Here is an 18,733-nt window from a genome sequence, read left to right on the forward strand (position 1 = left end):
TAGCGCCATTATCGCTAACGTATTAGATAGCAAATCTTTTAGATGAAAAGAAGGTAAAATCAATGGATTACCAACATTACTATGAAGCCATGATCGAAATATTGGTTGATAATTTTGATACAGATATTGGTGAGTACAATGGTCAAATTGAACTGTCTGTTGATGAATACAATGACAGTTGCAGCATTGCCAAAGAATTTAATGTCGCTTATAACCCAGATCATAGCGTGCTGGAAGTATTGCACCAATCAACACCTGAAGTTGGTGAAATAACGTCTTATATTGTTTCAGCTCCAGCACTAGGATGTGTGATTGATTACTTAGAAGATGAGCTTATTGTTGACTTTGAAGATTAACAGCCTTCACTAGCATCTAGCTGCAAATATAAAGCTAACAGTCATTGCTGTTAGCTTTTTTATTAAAAACACACAAAATTACAATCTTCATATACATTAATAATGTCTTACGGGTAAAATTATCAATAAAGGTATTAATAATTATAAATATCAATTGAAGATTAATTTATGTTCGATACCATAAGGCAACTCACTACCCATAATCGTTATTTCATAGAAAAATAGCATAAGGCAAAGGATGCAGCCCAAAATATATATCAAATTAGAAGATACCATTTGGAAAGTGACCGTTAATGGCCAATGGCTAGCAATGAGTCCATCCGAAGTTATTGATATTAAAATACCGTTCATTACAGAACATCAGCATTTTAACGATGTCATCAACATTCACTTTAATGAAAAGGAAGTTTTGACCGACTTAGGCTAGTGTTACACCCTGCTATTATTATGGTTTTTCGCCATACATCTCGGATCGATTACTACTCGCTGTCATCACAGCGGGTTTAAAAAACTGAATAACAATAACTCACTATCACTACTTATTTCACATACAACCATGCAATCATTACCTTTACATTAGTTCTTTGTGAATGGTGTTTCACTTTTATATCGCTAGATAAGATGTAACTGCTTTCAAGCGTATAATTTACTCACATTTATATCTTTGGGTAATATTAATATCAGATCATGATCAGGAAATATCCACATGGCGACAACAGCGTAAAAAAGGGCTATTTCGGTTTATTGTTAGTCGCAGTCTTCCTGCTTTTTTAGGAGTGCTAATAGGTAAAATTATAGGTGCTGTCCTATTTACTGATAACGGTTTTAATGACGTATTAGTCAAAGAAATAATAATCGGTTTTATTGCTCTCGTTATTGCCTTCCCATTACTAAGCATCATTCATTGGCGGTGGAAGGAGCGTAAACTTCGTCGTCATGATGAAAAATATAACCCAAAATCATTAGAAAATAATAACGACTAAGGAATTAACAACATGACAATACAACAAAGAGTTGCTATTGCGCTAAGCTCTGGGCTACTAATAGGATCGGTTGCTCCCGTATTACCTACCTTTCAATTTTGGTGCTTTGTTATAGGATTAACGCTACTTAATTACGTTGTTATAACCAAGAAAAGCTAACGTTTGGCGATAACCGATAATTTATATTGACACAACAATATTATCGGCATAACACAAATTGTGGTGGTCATAATGTCTGCTAGCGTATGGTATTTTTGATGCATCATTAAAGTCGCATATCCCACCATAGAGAGGATCATTAATACACTTAATTTGGGTGTATACACCATAAAATACCCTATAAAAACTAATGCTATTGCGGTATGGGTGCTGTAATCCAAATCGAAAGCTGGCCAAATGCCTATAGTATTATCTACAAACATAACGGCATAAATAAAAACAGTTGATAGCACCACTCCCCCAAACTGTAATAAGCCATTCTTAAGCCCATGATCTCGCCCCGCCAACAGCATACAAATAATGCACACAATCACAATAATTGGAGTATAAAGATCGGCAATAAAAGCCCATTGTTCAAACGTCATTATTAGTATATTCCACTATAAATAATCGTTATCTTCACATACATAACGAATTATTTCATCTATTTAGAAGTGCTAGGATTTAAACCCGCTTTATTTTACCCGTCAAATAGTCATGTTTAATCAATCTAATCCGCACAGTACTAAGGCTAACGAATACACAAATGACATAATATCGGTGAATTTGGTAATGACGGTACAACAAAATCGTTGGGTAATCACATGAGTCAACCATAGTGACTAGCTCATAACTGGACAAAAGTGCCTTCGATTAGATCCTCTAGAGTCCTACTTTTAGATAACTTATTATTATCCCTAAACGTGAAAGACCACTGTTAATTACGGTGGTCGATTTGCACGGAAATGTACATAACTGAGTATACAATCACATTCAGCTAAGATGATTTTCTCCAAATTAATGTGTTAACTAGGCATGTCTATTCGCGCCATGTTAACTATATACTGATCACTATCCCGCAATTTCAATCAGGCGAAACTAATTTTCTATGGGTATCATTTCTACGATTTCTTAGTTGGGAACCTAAAAATTATGCACGTTACGAAGCGCCATGAGCGACAGATAAAAAAAGTATGCGATTTTATAGATGAAAACCTAGATGATGAGTTCTCTCTCGTGCAGCTAAGTGAAGTTGCAGCCAGTTCAAAGTACCATTTTCACCGTATCTTTAAGTCGTGTATGGGGATCAGTGCCATGCAATATGCGTTGCTGGCAAGAATGAAACGCGCTTCTTTTAGGTTAGCGTTTGAGTCAGAGCACAGTGTTACAGATATCGCTTTTGAGGCCCAATTTGAGAGCCTAGAAGCTTTTTCTCGTGCTTTTTCTAGGATATTTGGACAATCACCATCTCAATTTAGAAATCAGCCTGAGTGGCGCTCTTGGCACTCAAAATATGAATATCATCCACCGATAATAGGAGAAAGTGTAATGGATGTTCAACTCGTTGATTTAGAGAAAAAAGAAGTAGCATTAATTGAACATAAAGGTAGCCCCGAACTGATATACGAGACAGCAGCCAAGTTTATAAATTGGAGAAAATCAACAGGACTATCTCCAATTAAAACGAGTGAAACATTTGGAATCCCCCATTCTGACCCAAACGATACGCCAGATGATGAGTTCCAGTTTGATATCTGTGGCTCGCATGAAGGTGAGGTTCCAGCAAATGCCTATGGTGTAAAATCTGGAATTATACCAAGTGGCAGGTGTGCCATTGCTATTCATAAGGGAGGCCATAACACTATTGGTGACTCCGTGTATTACTTGTATCAAAAATGGCTGCCAGATAGCGGTGAAGATTTAAGAGATTTCCCTTGTTTCTTCCGTTACTTAAATTTTGTTCATGAAGTAGATGAATGTGAGTTGTTAACGGAGATCTATCTACCGATAAAATAGTAATCTGTCATGAGCAGTGGTATGCATTCTTATATGAAAACAAACCACCGCCGATTTGTTATGTGTTACTTAGTTTTGAGATATTCCATTCACCGAACCGCTAGTAGCAACCATAAGCAAAAGTATGCTAATTTCAGTGGCACTACATTGCCACTGAGTAATTACGTTAATAAACTTTGGGGGCAGATCTGAGCTAGCCAAGATAGCTAGCTCGTTGTTGCTAATCATTAAAGTTGATTGTTCACTAGTCGTTTCTCGTCATATTTGGCATCTGACCCAACATCCCAGACTCCCCAAAATGGAACGTCTCAAGCTGGGCTCGCGGCGTTGAACTGGGCTTGATAGAGCTTGTATGCAAAGCATCATCTTTCGTGCTGGCGGCATAAAGCTGACCTGAGAATGGGATGCTTGTGTCGTAATTTTCAAACCAAACCCCCATCGCTTCCGTTAACTCTTTATCTGATTTATCTACATGCGCCAAAAATGCGCTATGGTTCGCAAAGAGTCTTAAGTCATGGACTAAATTCGGGGTCTTTTCGTCAGGAAATGCAGCGGCCATCAAGATACCTGGGATTTTTTCATACCATAAATTACATACAGTCTGAAAAGAAGTTCCCAATTCTTTCATCTGGTCCGGTTTAACATAGCGCATTGTAAATCCAAATAATGCAGGGCCCTCTTCTCCCCCGCCATCAGCTTTAATAAAACCAGCCATGCATTTCTTAAAATCGTAACGTACACATGGAATATTCTGAGTCTTAGCAAGAGTATCCTTGTCCCAACCACCATACACAATCAATGTATCAGGATCTTCTGTTGTACTTTTATAAGTGGCCCATAACGGCTCACTCTCAATTGGTCGTCCCCAATCGTTAGCGAAAGCATTTGCACTCTTAACCCAGATAACATGCCAGTAAACTAATGGCTCTTCTTTATCTGGAAATGCAAAGATAGCCTTAACGTCTGGATTGCTCTCGTAGACAGACTTGGAAAACGCTTGATACTGGATCTTAAACTCTTCTAACATGTCATCTTTGATACGACGCTTGCCGTAAATGATGACTGGCGTTGTTTCAGCAGCCCCAGTAGGCGCTTTTTCTTCACTAAGCACCTGCTGTGGCGAATTATCTATCTTTTCATTCTTTGCTAATTTCATCTTTGCTCCAAGTAAAGTTTGCCCTATTTAGATCAACTCAGAAAATTTTAATCTTCACTAATCAAATTAAAATTTTAGGTATAAAAAAACCCTCTCGCGGTTTCGCTTAGAGGGTTTTTTAAAGACGTAAAAAACTACCCCCCGAAATTTATCTTGGTGGTAGTGATCGTGTTAATTGCGTTTACATAAATTCGATTCATATTTTATAATTAACAAATCTATTGTAGTACTGCAATTTTTCTTAAAAAAAGTACTTAATTTTTTGATGCCTGATACTTCATAAAGCGATTAGAAAATGTATCACAAGCTCGTATTAACAGCCTGTTAATGAGTTACAATCCTAAATAATAATGGGGAAAAAAAGCAAACCTAATTACTAAACGCTTTAAGATTTCAACACACGGTGAATAGATTCCCTATCGCCCTCGCGGGTATTCACTGTAGGGAATGATACAAGTACCACAACAGATGCTGAATTATTACAAAACATAATAGATGATAATAAGTTATTAGCTGAATAATCTCTCGATTAAGCCTCCTCTTTCTACCTTAGGTGCCAAACCCAATTCCTATAGCGTATTGCTGTCTCTTTTATATTATTACGCCCACTTAACAGTATTAAGTCTTACTCTTTCTCTACTAATTAATATACTTAATGTAGTTTTATGCCAAATCTATAAACATAACTATCAATTAGTTAATGATCAAACAAAGATAGTTAACTCAATAGTATTAACTTTTTTGTTACAACGTTCACAAAAAAACAATATCAGTAACGCCGTTTTGTAAATTTAATGTTCATTCTAATTATTAATCTCTAAGATGGATTTATGTTGTGATATGTGCAATGGACTTAAAACATCTCACAATACTTTTCCATAATAATAAACATAGGGGCCAAGGATGAAGCCAATCATGTATGTAGTTATTGAAGGTGTTATCTGGAAAATAACAGCTGAAGGTGAATGGGTACAAATTCCCCCATCAGAGATCATCGATAGTTCTATACCTTTCATCTCAGAAAAAGCACAAGTTAATAACATCATAAAAACTAAAATTAACGAAGATGATGTTGAATTTACGCTTTCAGATACAGCACCTCGCCATACACAAAGCGCATCTGAATCAAATACTCATTTGAATAATACGTCGAGTGACGGTGTTTCTTTTATTACACGTATTAAACCAACATTAACAGAAACCTTACCAGAAGCGGGCTTCAATACTCAGCCAACAGCACCAGAAGATAAAAACGATCGAGATGACATTGGGGATACAATCCCACCATTGCGTAGTTCAGCTGCGCTAACTGCCACGATTGTGGATGGTGGAGATGGTTACGAAAACCAATTTGAAGTGCCTACTGTCGATCTCTTTGGTGATGCAATTAATATTGAAGATGGACGCATTGTGGTTGTTACTATCACTGATATTAATGGCGAAGTATTCACTGCAAGTGCGGTAGTCAAAGACCAAAAGTGGGTCATTAACGATCAAGACTTAAGTAAACTGGCAGAAGGTCAACTTGATATGTATGCCTCTGTCACTGACTACTATGGCAATTTTGTTGATGCGACAGACGACACCATCAAAGACACCTTAGCTGAAATCAATGCTGAATTTGATGGCAAAGGTGATGATTATCTTAACCAATTTGAAATCGCTGTTAGTGATTTACTTGGTGATATTAACTTTGTTGAAAACAATCAGCCTATCACGATCACGATTACTGATAGCCAAGGGCAAACCATTAGTTTTGATACTATCAATACCGATGGGCATTGGCATATAAATGACACTGATCTATCAACACTTGCTGAAGGTGAATTAACTATCGTTGCAGAAACGATAGATATTGCAGGAAACCCAGCAACAGCAACCAATACCATCATCAAAGATACTCTTGCCGATATCACGGCTAACTTTGAAGGCAATGGTGATAACTACCTTAACCGTGTTGAAGTCCCTGTGACTGACTTGTTTGGCTCTGTCTCAAATGTTGAAAACGGACAAACAGTTACTATTACCGTGACAGATAGCAACGGCTTAGAGAAATCATATAAGACCACAATTGTTAATGACAAATGGGCAATCGAAGACGCTGACTTAACCGGTTTATCCGAAGGTCAGCTGACTATTTTAGCAGAAACAGTGGACATTGCTGGCAACCCAACTTCAGCGACCAACACCATAATAAAAGACACACTAGCAGACATTAATGCTAATTTTGATGGTAAAGGCGATGAATACCTCAACCGTTTTGAAATTCCTGTCACCGATTTATTTGGTAATGTCGAAAACGTAGAAGATGGACAACCCGTTACCATTACCATCACAGATAGCAACGGAATAGAACAAACCTATACCACTACCGTCACTAATGGCGCATGGGCAATCGATGATGCTGACTTAACCGCGCTTGCCGAAGATGAACTCACCGTTGTCGCTGATACCATTGATATTGCAGGCAACCCAATCTCAGCCTCTGATACTATCATCAAAGATACCCTTGCAGACATTACTGCTAACTTTGAAGGTAATGGTGATGAATATTTAAATGAAGCTGAAATCACGGCTAAAACCTTGTTATTTGGTGATATCAACTTTGTTGAAAATAACCAAAACGTCGACATTACGGTTACCGATAAAGATGGAAAAGCCATCATTTTCAGCACAGCGGTTGTTAATGGTGCATGGTCAATTGACGATGCTGATTTATCAACGCTGGCTGATGGCGAACTCACCATTACAGCAGAAACGATTGATATTGCAGGTAACCCAGCCACTGCCACTGATACCATCGTTAAAGATACCTCAGCATTATCGATTGATATCGTCACAGATAATTACGAGCTTGGTGGGTTAAATATTGTTGCCTTAAAACATGGCGCAGTTACCTTCCTTGAAGGTACAACAACGGGGACTCAGGCAGGTGATAAGATCGAAGTCACTTTCAGTGATGGCACTGAAACCGTTATCTTAACAACCACTGTAGATAGTGCGGGAAATTGGCGCATTGAAGATTTCGACCTTAGCCAATTGAACGTTCAAACAACATGGGAAATGTCAGCAACCGTTACAGATGCCGCAGGTAATACGGCGATGGATGACATGCCAACATTGACTCGTCCTGATAGCGCTATTTTTTACGAAACCACATTAGAATATCAATCATCAGCACAGGCAACCTCTGTCATCAATATCGAGTTTGCCGAGTTTACGTTTAATGCCAATCAAACATTACTAGAAAAGCTAACCTCTAACGGCAACCCTATTACGATTACCATCTCACCAGACGGGCTCACACTGACTGCGGTAAGTAATGGCGTCACCGTATTAACGGCGACTATTCAAGCCACTACTCAAACGATTAATATCACCTTATTCGAACCAGTCGATGCTGAACTGGGTTCTAATAGCACTCAATCTGCAATATTAATTGACGGTATTCAAACTGACACTGACGGCACAACAGAAACGGTTGTTACGCCCGCTTTGATTTATATCCGTGATTCAGAACCAGATATTGTTGATGACAGTAGTAGTGTGATTGAAGGGAACATTACCTCTGGAAATATCCTTAACAATGACAGCGATCTTGATGCCCCACTGTCTGTTGTTCGTGTCACGATTAACGGTGAAACCAAAGACCTAACAGGTCCTTCTGTAACGTTTAATCTTCCTGAAGGTCAACTGACCATAAAAGAAAATGGTCACTGGATTTTTACCGCCAATCGTAATCTCGACCATAGTGCGGGTGATATTGACCTCGTGGTCAGCTATATCGCAGGCGATAAAGATTATGACTATGGCAGTGCCGATCTCACTATCACCATCAAAGATGGCGAAGCCAATACCATCATCAATAACCATGACAGTAACGTTGAAGGGCTAATTTCTAACCCTACAGATACCTTCACTGGCGACTTTACGATTAAAGCGGGATCAGATAATCCGGATCCTAATAGCATTACTTTTAACGCCCAAACGATCGCGACTTTAACCGCCTTAAACCTAACATCTGGTACTTCCGTTAAATACCTTGAATACACATTAAGTAGTGACGGAAAAATCATTACAGCAATATCTGGTGGAGAAACCATCTTCACTTTAACCCTAGCAGGTGTTGCCAATGGTGATGATGTAACAGGTACAGTTACTTTCGTTCAGTATCGTCCGTTAAATCATACCAATGCCAGTGATGTGATCAAATTACCACTACTGATTGATGCCACCGATCTTGATGGTACGAAAACCCCAACAGGGCAATTTGATTGGTATATAGAAGATGGCGCAGATCCTGAATTAATCATAAAACAAGAGCTGGCATTTGATGAAGCCAACCTATCTTCAAGTCAACCGATATCCAAAACAGGCACTATTGACGTAGTTGTTGGCAGTGATGGCTTAGATGGCCTTTCCCCTCTCAGCCCGTTGTATTTTGATCAGACACAGCTACCATCAGGATTAACCAGCGGCGGCGATATCATTACTTATACCGTTACTGGCACAGGTCAGATGATTGAAGCTTGGATCAATGATGAAAAGGTCTTTGATATTGCTATTACACAAAAACCTGATGCAAAAGGGAACTCGACGGTTGAGTACACCTTTAACTTGTATCAATCTATCGACCAAACCGATCCGAGTGGCATTGAAACCATTACCATTCCAGTCTTTATTCGCGATAACGATGGCGACGTTAACCAAGCCAATATCACTGTCACTATTGCCGATGGTGACACGCCAGTAATTACTGATACCACATTAGAAATTACCGAAAACCCAATTGCTGTAGCACCAGATGCGCCATCAATAGGTACCACAGAAACAGCAAGCTCAACAATTTCTGTTACCGCTGGGCAAGATCCCATTGTTGATTTACAACTGGCTCTAACAGGCGCAGTTCAAACCAGTGATGGTGATGCGATCACTCATAACGGTGAAGCGCTGACGTGGCAGTTTGATGGCAGTAATAACTATGATGCGGTTTTAGCTAACGGCACAGTGATCTTTTCAATCAACCTTTCTGACATTGGTACTATTGCTGCTGGTGGCAGTGCAGATGCAACCATTACTATTGTGCTAAATGACTTTATTGATCACCTCAATGGCAGAGACACTAAGCTCGATATCCCCCTTCCTGTTCAAGCAATTGATAGTGATGGCAGTGTTGGAACATCCAACGTAACGGTCACAATTTGGGATGGTTTGAAGCCAGAAATCATCGTTAATGGCACTTTAAATGTCCAAGAAAATGATTTATTGGATAATGGTATCGACAGCGATACATCAAATACAAATGCACCAACACTGAGCTTTAATACAGGCAGTGATGATGTGGTATCCGTTACCTTAGACACCGCCCTCTTTAATGGTAAAAACTACACCAGCGCAGGCGAGAACATCACGCTTGGCGCGCCTAATGCTGATGGTTGGTATATCGCAACAGCTGCGGGTAAAGAAATCTTCCAAATCAACGTTAATCTTGACGGTACGGTGGAGTTTGATCTGTTTGCCCCTATCGATCATCCCGATACAACATCGCAAGATACGCTTAAACTCGAGTTTGGTGCCATTCTTACTGACAGCGATGGTGACACCTCGCCGAGCACTATTTTTGACGTTAACGTGTTAGATGATATTCCTCATGGTGGTACTGATGGCACATTAGCCTTAGTCGAAGGACAAAGCCAAACTTTACAACTGTTAACCGATACAATAACAGGTGCTGACGGTGGTGAAATTGTTAGCTTTGTTTATAACGGTACAACTTATCCCATTGATGGTAATCCGATTGATTTAATCAACACCACAGTTTCGCCTTCGAAAAAGTACGGCACCATAGTAGTCAATGCTGACGGTACGATAGAAATAACGACTGTATCAACGTCTGAATTTAGTGGGCAGATTCTTGATAGCCTGACATATACAATCAAAGACGGTGACGGCGATACCGCTGATCGAACCGCAACAATGGCACTGGGCGATAATCCAGGTCATATCAAAGTAGAGCTAATGGAAGTGTTGGAAGATACGCGCACAGCACCACTTTCAATTAAAGTCTTCCCGGGTGATGAAGATCAAAATGAAACCCTTACCAGTATCACTATTAGTGAAAGCTCATTAGCTGGTGGACAACTTTACTTAAATGGCACTGTACTGACCGCTGTCGGTGGTGTCATCACGATCACTGACTTTATTAAAAATGGTAATTTCTACTCACCCAACGGCGAATTAACGTACCAACCTGCACCCGATGTAGCTATCAATCAACAAGGTATAGTGAATCTTGAAATTACCGCCACAATCTCAACCAATACAGCAGATAAAACCTTAGATAAGAACCTACCTATTAAAGTTTATCCTAATGCTGACGCGCCAGTTTGGGATGAAACTAAAGACTATGAATACATAGGTGTTGAGGATGATAACGGCAGTATTAAACTCGATATTGCAGCCAACCTCACCGATACAGATAACTCTGAAAGCCTGAAATACCGTATATCAGGTATTCCAGATGGCATCACACTAAAACTCAATGGCAATGTCGTTAAAGATGGTGATGTACTCAATCAGAACCAACTGAATAAAGTCACCGTGGTTTCAGATACAAACCTTGCGGGTAAATTTGAATTTACCGTAACCGCGATTGCGACCGAAAAAGGTAACCAGTTCATTGATAAAAATGAACATAAAACCGAAGAAACGCCACACCAAGTCATCATTGATATTCAGCCAGACGCGGATACACCGACGCTATCGGTGAAAAACATTAAAGGCATTGAAGACCAGCCGATTAACTTAAACCAAGCGTTAATCGGAAAGCTTACCGATACCGATGGCTCAGAAAGTTTAAACTATCACATCAAAGTCCAAGAAGGCTGGTCTATTCAAGGTGGTGATGCTGTAGAGCAACCAGTTGGCTCTGGTATTTATATTGTTAGTGCCGAAGATATTGAAAGCGGTGCTGCTCAGCTTTATCCAAAAGATGATATTAGCTCGTGGACAGAAACGCTGACCATTGAAGTAACGGCGGTATCGACCGAAACATCTGTTGATGGACTTGCTCCCGTTAATGTCACCGCGGTGAGTGATACCAAAACCATTACCATTGATTTAAAAGGTGTGATTGATCGGCCTGATGTTGTAGATGGCGGCAATGGTCATTGGGAGTACGTTGCAGATAGCACCGATAATTCCACTGGCTTTAAAGGCACAATCAAAGGTACTGCGGGCTTTAACGAAGATAGTCCATTGCCTTTAGATTTCATGATCACCACCAACGATGATGACAAATCGGAACAAATCACCATTATGATCACCAACCTTCCTGACGGGGTAATGTTTGTTGATAGTAACGGTAATCCGATCACACTAGAGATCGTAGGTGAAAGTGCATCGACAGGTGTGATCTACCAGATCACTAACAATCAACTGAAAACTACGTTCTTACAAACAACTAAAGACTTCAGTGGTCAACTTAACTTTGATGTTAACGTGGTATCGACAGAGCCTGATGGCGACAGTGGCGAATTCAATTACCAAGTAGAAATTGATGTGCTTCCTGTGGTTGATGAAAAAGATGGCGCTGTCCTTGAAACATCAACGCATGAAGATAAATCAGCAAGCTTCTTGATTGAGCCCGTAATTAATAAAGATATCGATCACAGTGAAAGTTTAACCGGTTATAAGATCACTGGATTACCTACAGGCTTAACACTCTTTATTGATGGTATTGCCGTATCTGTACCTGCTGGTGGATTGGATCTTGCCGGCTACAAAAACAGTGGCGAATCATGGGCTGACTTCATTAATAGCAGTCGTGTCACTGTGCTTGCCGATGAAGATTTAAGTGGCTTATTTACTATTCCAATCAGCTATGAAGTCACCGATACCTCACCAACAGGACAAACTGCATCAAAAGATATCAATGCGACAATTCAGCTTGATGTCGCAGGTATTGTTGAAGGTGATACGCGTTTAGAATCAACATCAGAAGTGCTCACCAGTACCGATGGAAGTCCTATTGATTTAACTAACGCTGTACACTTTATTGATGAAGATCTCGATGGCTCAGAGTACCTTGATTACATCATCATCGTTGTTCCAAATGGCATAAACTTAATCGTTGAACACCCAAATGGCGCTTCCATTGATGGTAGTGGCAATTGGATTATTCCAGCAACTGGCTTAACCAGCGACACCGTAAAAGAAGCGATGAAAGATATCTTAGCCGGCGCTACCATTAGCTCTAGCTTTGATACTGACATTATCGATCTACGTGTTGTTGCCCATGTCATTGATGACGAGCATTCACGCTATATTGACGCCCCTCTTCAAATCCAAATTACGGGTCACAGTGGCGGTGGTTCTTGTCTTCCGATTGACGATCCAGATAACATTCAAAGTGATGACGCCATTATTGCCAAAGAAGGTGAAGATATTGATTTATCAGGGCTACTGGATGGCAACATTGATGACAACCCTGAAATAGAAATATCGTTTTTTATTGATATCAAAGATCTACCTCTCGGTGTGGAAATTGAAGGCGATGGCGTTATTCCTGAATACAATGCCGTTGGTGAAATTCTTGGCTATACCATTACACCAAGCGGCTTAGAAAATATGGTCTTTGTTGGACTTAATGAAGATTGGGCTGGCTGTATTAATGTTCCGATTGAGATCACTCAAACGTCCACCTGTAACGGTCAATCGTCCCAAACAACGCAAACTATCAAGATTGAAGTTATCCCAGTTGTCGATGACATCATTGTTAATGCAGGACAAACCACGATTCAGGAAGACACCGAATCTGCCATCAACTTAGAATTGATTCTAGGTGATAATATTTTTTCAGGCCAAACCATCAGCGGCGAAGGTACTGCTGCAACTGGTAAAGAAACCATTAACTGGCTGAAAATTACCTTGCCTGCTGGAGCAAAACTTGATGGCGATACTTCAATTTTACAAGACAACAATGATGGCAGCTGGACAATTAAAGACCCAACGCGTTTAGGTGAATTAACCCTAATACCACCACTTAACTTCAGCGGTGAGTTAACCATTAATGTTGCAGCCAACATCACTGATGAAGCTGATTGCCCAACCAAAACCGATACCCAAACCAAAACGGCATCAGTGGTAATCGATGTCGCGCCTGTTACTGATTACGCAGCAATGCCAGACAAAATAGAAGTCCTAGGTGATGAAGATAGTTATATTCATATCAAAGGATTAGATGCAGTTTTATTTGATGATGATGGTTCAGAGAACTTATTTCTAAATATTGCTGGTCTACCTAAAGGTGCTGTGTTGTTCTACTCTCCTGATGGCGGCAATACATTCGTCCAATTACCTAATAGTGGTCAATCATGGAGTATCAGCGCCAGCCAAATTGATTCGGTTTATATACGTCCACCACTAGATTTTAGTGGTGATATGGAGCTAAAACTGGAAGCCATCACAAACGAAATTGGCACCAATGATATTAAAACCTCAACCACCGACTTAGTCGTGGGGGTTAAACCTATTGGCGATGATGTTCAGTTCTTTGATGTACCAGAAACCCTAACGGGTACTGAAGGTGATAGCTTTACTATTCCGGTTAATCTAGAAAGCTACGAAACTAACAGCGATGAAGCATTACGCTTAACCGTTAATATCAGTGCAGCCGATCCTGCACAACTTCAAGGCTTAGATAAAATCGTTATTGGCGGACAAGAAGTTACCTTTGCGCAAAAAGGCGATCATTGGTTTGCCACTGTAATTATTAATGCCAGCACTCTAGATCAATTTGAGCTCTACCCTGGTGATGCTTATGGCGACATGACGATCACGTTAGCTGCCAATACTGTTGATACAAATATCGTATTAGGCACTGAGTACACTCATGAAGGTATTATTACTACCGAAGAGATCAAATTAACCATTGATGCACTGCCTGATGAGCCAGAATTAACGGCGCAATACAACAGCATTATTGCCGAAACAGATTCAGCGATAGCCTTAAATCTTGATCTCATGATGCAAAACCCAGCACCCAATGAAAAAGGCAGCATTATGATCACAGGCTTCCCAAGTGATTACACCTTCTCGGCTGGAAAAGAAAATAATGACGGTTGGGAAGTCGAACTTGCAGATATTGCCAACCTCGCCATGACAGGTAATAGTGCACAAGATTTCAGTTTGTCCATTGAGCCAATTTCAAGCATCGGTAGCCAAACCGCAACAGGTACACCACAAACCATCGACTTTACCATCGCAGAATCAGGTGACAATACCTTAGTAGGCACAGCAAATGATGATTTGATTATCGGCGGTAAAGGTAACGATATAATGTCCGGTAATGCAGGTAGTGACCGTTTTGTATTTAAATCTGACGATCTCGGCTCAAGTGCATCACCAGCACAAGATACTATTTTAGATTTTGATAGCACAAAAGATAGCGACAACATCGATTTACGCGCTATTTTAAATAACGTAACTGATGGTAATTCCGCCGATAACTATATTGATATTACTGAAAATAATGGTTCCGTCACATTACATGTTAAAGATAATGGTACAGATGTTACACAAGATATAACGTTAGATGGCATAACCAAAGATGCACTTTATGGTGCGGATTCAAGCTCAGCAACGGATGCAGAGCTTCTTCAAAAAATGATAGATGATAATAATCTAATCACTAGCTAGGGATAGTATGAGTAGTAAAAATCCGCCGTTAGATCATGACCTCTGGCTCGCCTCTATATTGTGGCTATGCCAGCATTACAGTATTCGCTGTCATCGTCTAAAAGTCACCTCAGGTTTACCCTTAGTAGAGGGTAAACTTGACGATTCTCTGTTTGAACGTGCAGCTAACCAAGCTCAGTTGGACGTTGGCTTGCACCCAAAAAATAAACTCACCACAGCAAGCTTACCTGCTGTGGGGATTACCCATGCAGGTACGCCAATCATTATCAATGAATTTACTGATGGTGTGTTTAAAACAATTCAATTTCAAATCAATGATGAACATACCCCTGCGCCAATTGTCTCTCAGCAATCAACTGATGATTTAACTCATAAACTTAACGGTGATATTTGGCAAGTATCACCAACCCAAGTAGCCGATCCACGAGTTGATGAAATAAAACCTAAGCCCAAAAAACATTGGTTGCGTGCTGCGGTATCTGAAGTTAAACCTTGGTATCGCGATCTGCTGCTTGCATCTATATTTATTAACTTATTAGCGCTTGTGGTACCGTTATTTACCATGAACGTTTACGATCGCGTGGTGCCAAACCAAGCCTTTAACACCTTATGGGTATTAGCGGCTGGCGTATCTATTGCGTTAGTATTTGACTGGTTATTACGTGAAGCACGAAGCGCTATTACCGATATGGCAGGTCATCATATTGATACCAAACTATCGGCAATTTTAATGCAAAAAGTATTGGGGATGAAACTTGAACATCGTCCTCAATCTGCGGCTGCATTTGCACGCCAAATTCAAGATTTCGACAGTGTTAGAGAATTTTTTACTTCTGTCACTTTAGTGACCTTGGTTGATTTACCTTTCACCTTATTCTTCCTTGCGTTAATCGGTTGGCTTGGTGGTCCAATGATGTTTGTCCCTATGGCGGTTATGGTAATGCTATTACTCCTAAGTACCATAATGAAAGGAAAAATTGGTCAAACATTGGATGAATCAGCTCGTCTTTCTACCCAGAAACAAACCCAATTATTAGATAGCTTATATAACCTGTCTGATATCAAACAAAACAATGCTGAAGGCATCATCCAACGTCGCTGGGAGCAAACCTCCTCTACGCTTTCTGATTGGCATATCAAATCACGTAAATACACCAATGTTGTTTCTCATTCGGTAATGAGTAGCCAGCAAATCGTAACTATTGGCTTAATCATTATTGGCGTTTATCGCATTTCTGAAGGCTTACTTAGCATGGGAGGCTTAATTGCTATCGTTATGCTAAGTGGACGTGCTGCCAGCTCTATCAACCAACTTTCCATGCTGATGCTACGTTATCAGCAAAGTCGCTCGGCGATTACAGGACTTGATCAAGTAATGGACTTACCACAAGAAAGTAATGAACACCAGATAATGGATCGTGGTGAGTTTAACGGTAATGTGCAGCTAGATGATGTGAACTTTGCCTATCCAGAGCAACAGTTCAATGCCCTAAGTAATATTAAATTAGCCGTCCGCCAAGGTGAACGCGTTGGCATTATTGGCGCAGCAGGCTCAGGTAAATCGACCCTATTAGCCCTACTTTCTTATCAATATCGTCCAAGTTCAGGACAGCTGTATTTTGAAGGTATTGATGCCCAATTATGGCCACCCGCCGCCCTGCGTAACAATATCGGTTGGGTTGGACAGCAGCCAGCCCTTATTTACGGCACTATTTATGAAAACATTCTATTTGGCTGTGATGAAGTGAATGAAAAGCGCCTAAGTCATGCCATAACCACTTCAGGCTTAAACGGTTTTATGGATCGCCTTGCCAATGGATTAGAAACTCAAGTCGGTGAAAACGGTCGTAATTTATCAGGCGGTCAACGTCAGGCTGTAGCACTGGCTCGTGCACTCTACCGCGATCCAAATTTATTACTCATGGATGAACCCACCAGCGCTTTAGATCAACAAGCAGAGGAGCATTTCCGTCAAGCGCTACATAAATTGCCCCATGATATCACCATGGTGATCAGCTCTCACCGCCAGTCTATTTTGGCGCAATGTGATCGCATTATTGTGCTAGAGCGTGGGCAAATAGTGGCTGATGGTGATGCAAAAACCATTCTTGCTAAACAAAAACCACAACGTCCAGTTAGTCGTGTTCGCTCCGTCAGTATTGTTCAAGGAGGCGGTAATGAGCAGTAATTTAAAATGGGCAAATCAAAAGCACGCCTATCGTTCTCGTAAAATCGTTTGGCTTTGTTCGCTATTAGTTATCTCAATTATCACTTGGGCTGCTTATTCCAAATTGGAAGAAGTGGTCGTGGGTGATGGCAAAGTTGTGCCGACCCTCGCCATTCAAAAAATTCAGAGTTTAGAAGGCGGTATTATTGAACAAGTCTTAGTTAAAGCAGGCGAACAGGTAAAAAAAGGTCAGCCTTTAATTATTTTAGATGACACCCGTTTTCGTACCGCTTTCCAAGAATCTGATGAGCATTACCGCACGCTACAAGCACAAATCAAACGCCTGAAAACTGAATTAGATACGGTTAAAGTCAATGCAAAAGAAAAGGATTGGAAAAAGCAAATCACCATTAACCATCAAGCTATCGACTTTGATGATTTAAGTAAGCGTGCTCAGCTTAATGCTAAAGCCAACTACAACGAACGTATTGGACAAATTGAATCACAACTTGAAGAAGCACAACTGACTATTGAGCAACAGACAGAAGCTTTACGTGATGCAAAGAGCAGTACATCTACGCTTTATAGCAGTCTACGTTTAGTCAACAAAGAAGCCAAAATGCTAGAAGGCGCAGTAAAACGTGGTGCGGTAGCTGAAGTTGAATTGATCCAAACACGTCGCGATCAAGTAAAACTTCGCGGTGAAATTGCCAGCTCTAAAGTGCTGCAACAAAAATCATCAGCAGCATTACGAGAAGCCATTGTCATGCGTCGAAATCTGGCGCTGGAATTTAGAACTTCTGTTCAGGGACAACTCAATGAACTGACCAATCAGTTTGCCCAGTTAGAAGACAGCCAAGAAGGTCTTGCAGATCAATTAAAACGCACCGAAATCACTGCGCCTATGGATGGAACCATCAAAGAAATTTTAGTGCGTTCGTTAGGCGGTGTCGTCAAACCTGGTGAGCCTATTATGGAATTAGTGCCTAATGACAGCAAACTCATTATTGAAGCACGAATATCGCCACAAGATATTGCTTTTGTACAAACAGGGTTAGAAGCCACGATTAAATTTACAGCTTACGATTTTGTCGTTTATGGCGGACGTAAAGGTACTGTCACCTATGTCAGTGCCGACGCCCTACAAACTGAAGATGGTACTGCCTATTATCGTGCTCATATTCAGCTCCATGACGATCCCGAAACACGCTTACAAGCTATTCCCGGCATGCAAGCGATGGTGGATATCTTAACGGGAGAAAAAACCGTTTTAAGTTATTGGTTAAAGCCGTTATTACGTGCCAAAGCCAGTGCGTTAAGAGAACCTTAATCACACTCAATCGCCTCATTGAGACACATATCAGTCAATTTGCTGTTT

General features: G+C 40.4%; 9 protein-coding genes. 7 read left to right on the top strand and 2 right to left on the bottom strand.

The window, feature by feature from the left end; genetic code table 11:
- The first annotated feature begins 62 nt into the window (after window positions 1–62).
- The 3 genes from C0W29_RS16815 to C0W29_RS21575 all read left to right on the top strand — a co-directional run bounded on the left by C0W29_RS16815 (window position 63) and on the right by C0W29_RS21575 (window position 1,339).
- Window positions 63–356, top strand: coding sequence for a hypothetical protein (locus C0W29_RS16815; RefSeq protein WP_036792606.1), 294 nt, complete (start codon window positions 63–65; stop codon window positions 354–356).
- A gap of 238 nt (window positions 357–594) precedes the next feature.
- Window positions 595–783, top strand: coding sequence for a hypothetical protein (locus tag C0W29_RS16820; protein ID WP_036792609.1), 189 nt, complete (start codon window positions 595–597; stop codon window positions 781–783).
- Window positions 784–1,132: 349 nt separating this feature from the next.
- A complete protein-coding gene (locus C0W29_RS21575; RefSeq protein WP_045045804.1) occupies window positions 1,133–1,339 on the top strand; it encodes a hypothetical protein in 207 nt (68 codons plus the stop codon).
- Window positions 1,340–1,494: 155 nt separating this feature from the next.
- On the opposite strand, the gene C0W29_RS16825 is transcribed toward C0W29_RS21575, so the two are convergent.
- On the bottom strand, window positions 1,495–1,923 hold the full coding sequence (locus tag C0W29_RS16825; RefSeq protein WP_052671731.1) for a hypothetical protein: 429 nt from the start codon (window positions 1,921–1,923) through the stop codon (window positions 1,495–1,497).
- Window positions 1,924–2,470: 547 nt separating this feature from the next.
- Here C0W29_RS16825 and C0W29_RS16830 point away from each other — a divergent pair.
- Complete coding sequence (locus C0W29_RS16830) at window positions 2,471–3,334, top strand: AraC family transcriptional regulator (protein WP_045045803.1); 864 nt, start codon at window positions 2,471–2,473, stop codon at window positions 3,332–3,334.
- A 244-nt stretch (window positions 3,335–3,578) separates the two neighbouring features.
- Here the strand turns inward: C0W29_RS16830 and C0W29_RS16835 are convergent, their stop codons facing one another.
- Window positions 3,579–4,490, bottom strand: coding sequence for a hypothetical protein (locus tag C0W29_RS16835; RefSeq protein WP_045045802.1), 912 nt, complete (start codon window positions 4,488–4,490; stop codon window positions 3,579–3,581).
- Window positions 4,491–5,405: 915 nt separating this feature from the next.
- Here C0W29_RS16835 and C0W29_RS16840 point away from each other — a divergent pair.
- The 3 genes from C0W29_RS16840 to C0W29_RS16850 are packed head-to-tail and all read left to right on the top strand — an operon-like array spanning window position 5,406 to window position 18,685.
- Complete coding sequence (locus C0W29_RS16840; protein ID WP_045045801.1) at window positions 5,406–15,188, top strand: T1SS-143 repeat domain-containing protein; 9,783 nt, start codon at window positions 5,406–5,408, stop codon at window positions 15,186–15,188.
- Between the two features lie 7 nt (window positions 15,189–15,195).
- Entirely contained in the window at window positions 15,196–17,376 is a 2,181-nt protein-coding gene (locus C0W29_RS16845; RefSeq protein ID WP_045045800.1) for a type I secretion system permease/ATPase, read from the top strand.
- Window positions 17,366–18,685, top strand: a complete 1,320-nt coding sequence (locus C0W29_RS16850; RefSeq protein WP_045045799.1) for an HlyD family type I secretion periplasmic adaptor subunit — start codon at window positions 17,366–17,368, stop codon at window positions 18,683–18,685. Before C0W29_RS16845 ends, C0W29_RS16850 begins: the two co-directional genes overlap by 11 nt.
- Window positions 18,686–18,733: the final 48 nt, after the last annotated feature.

Origin of the sequence: Photobacterium kishitanii (genome assembly GCF_003026355.1) — a bacterium.
GTDB classification, from domain to species: domain Bacteria; phylum Pseudomonadota; class Gammaproteobacteria; order Enterobacterales; family Vibrionaceae; genus Photobacterium; species Photobacterium kishitanii.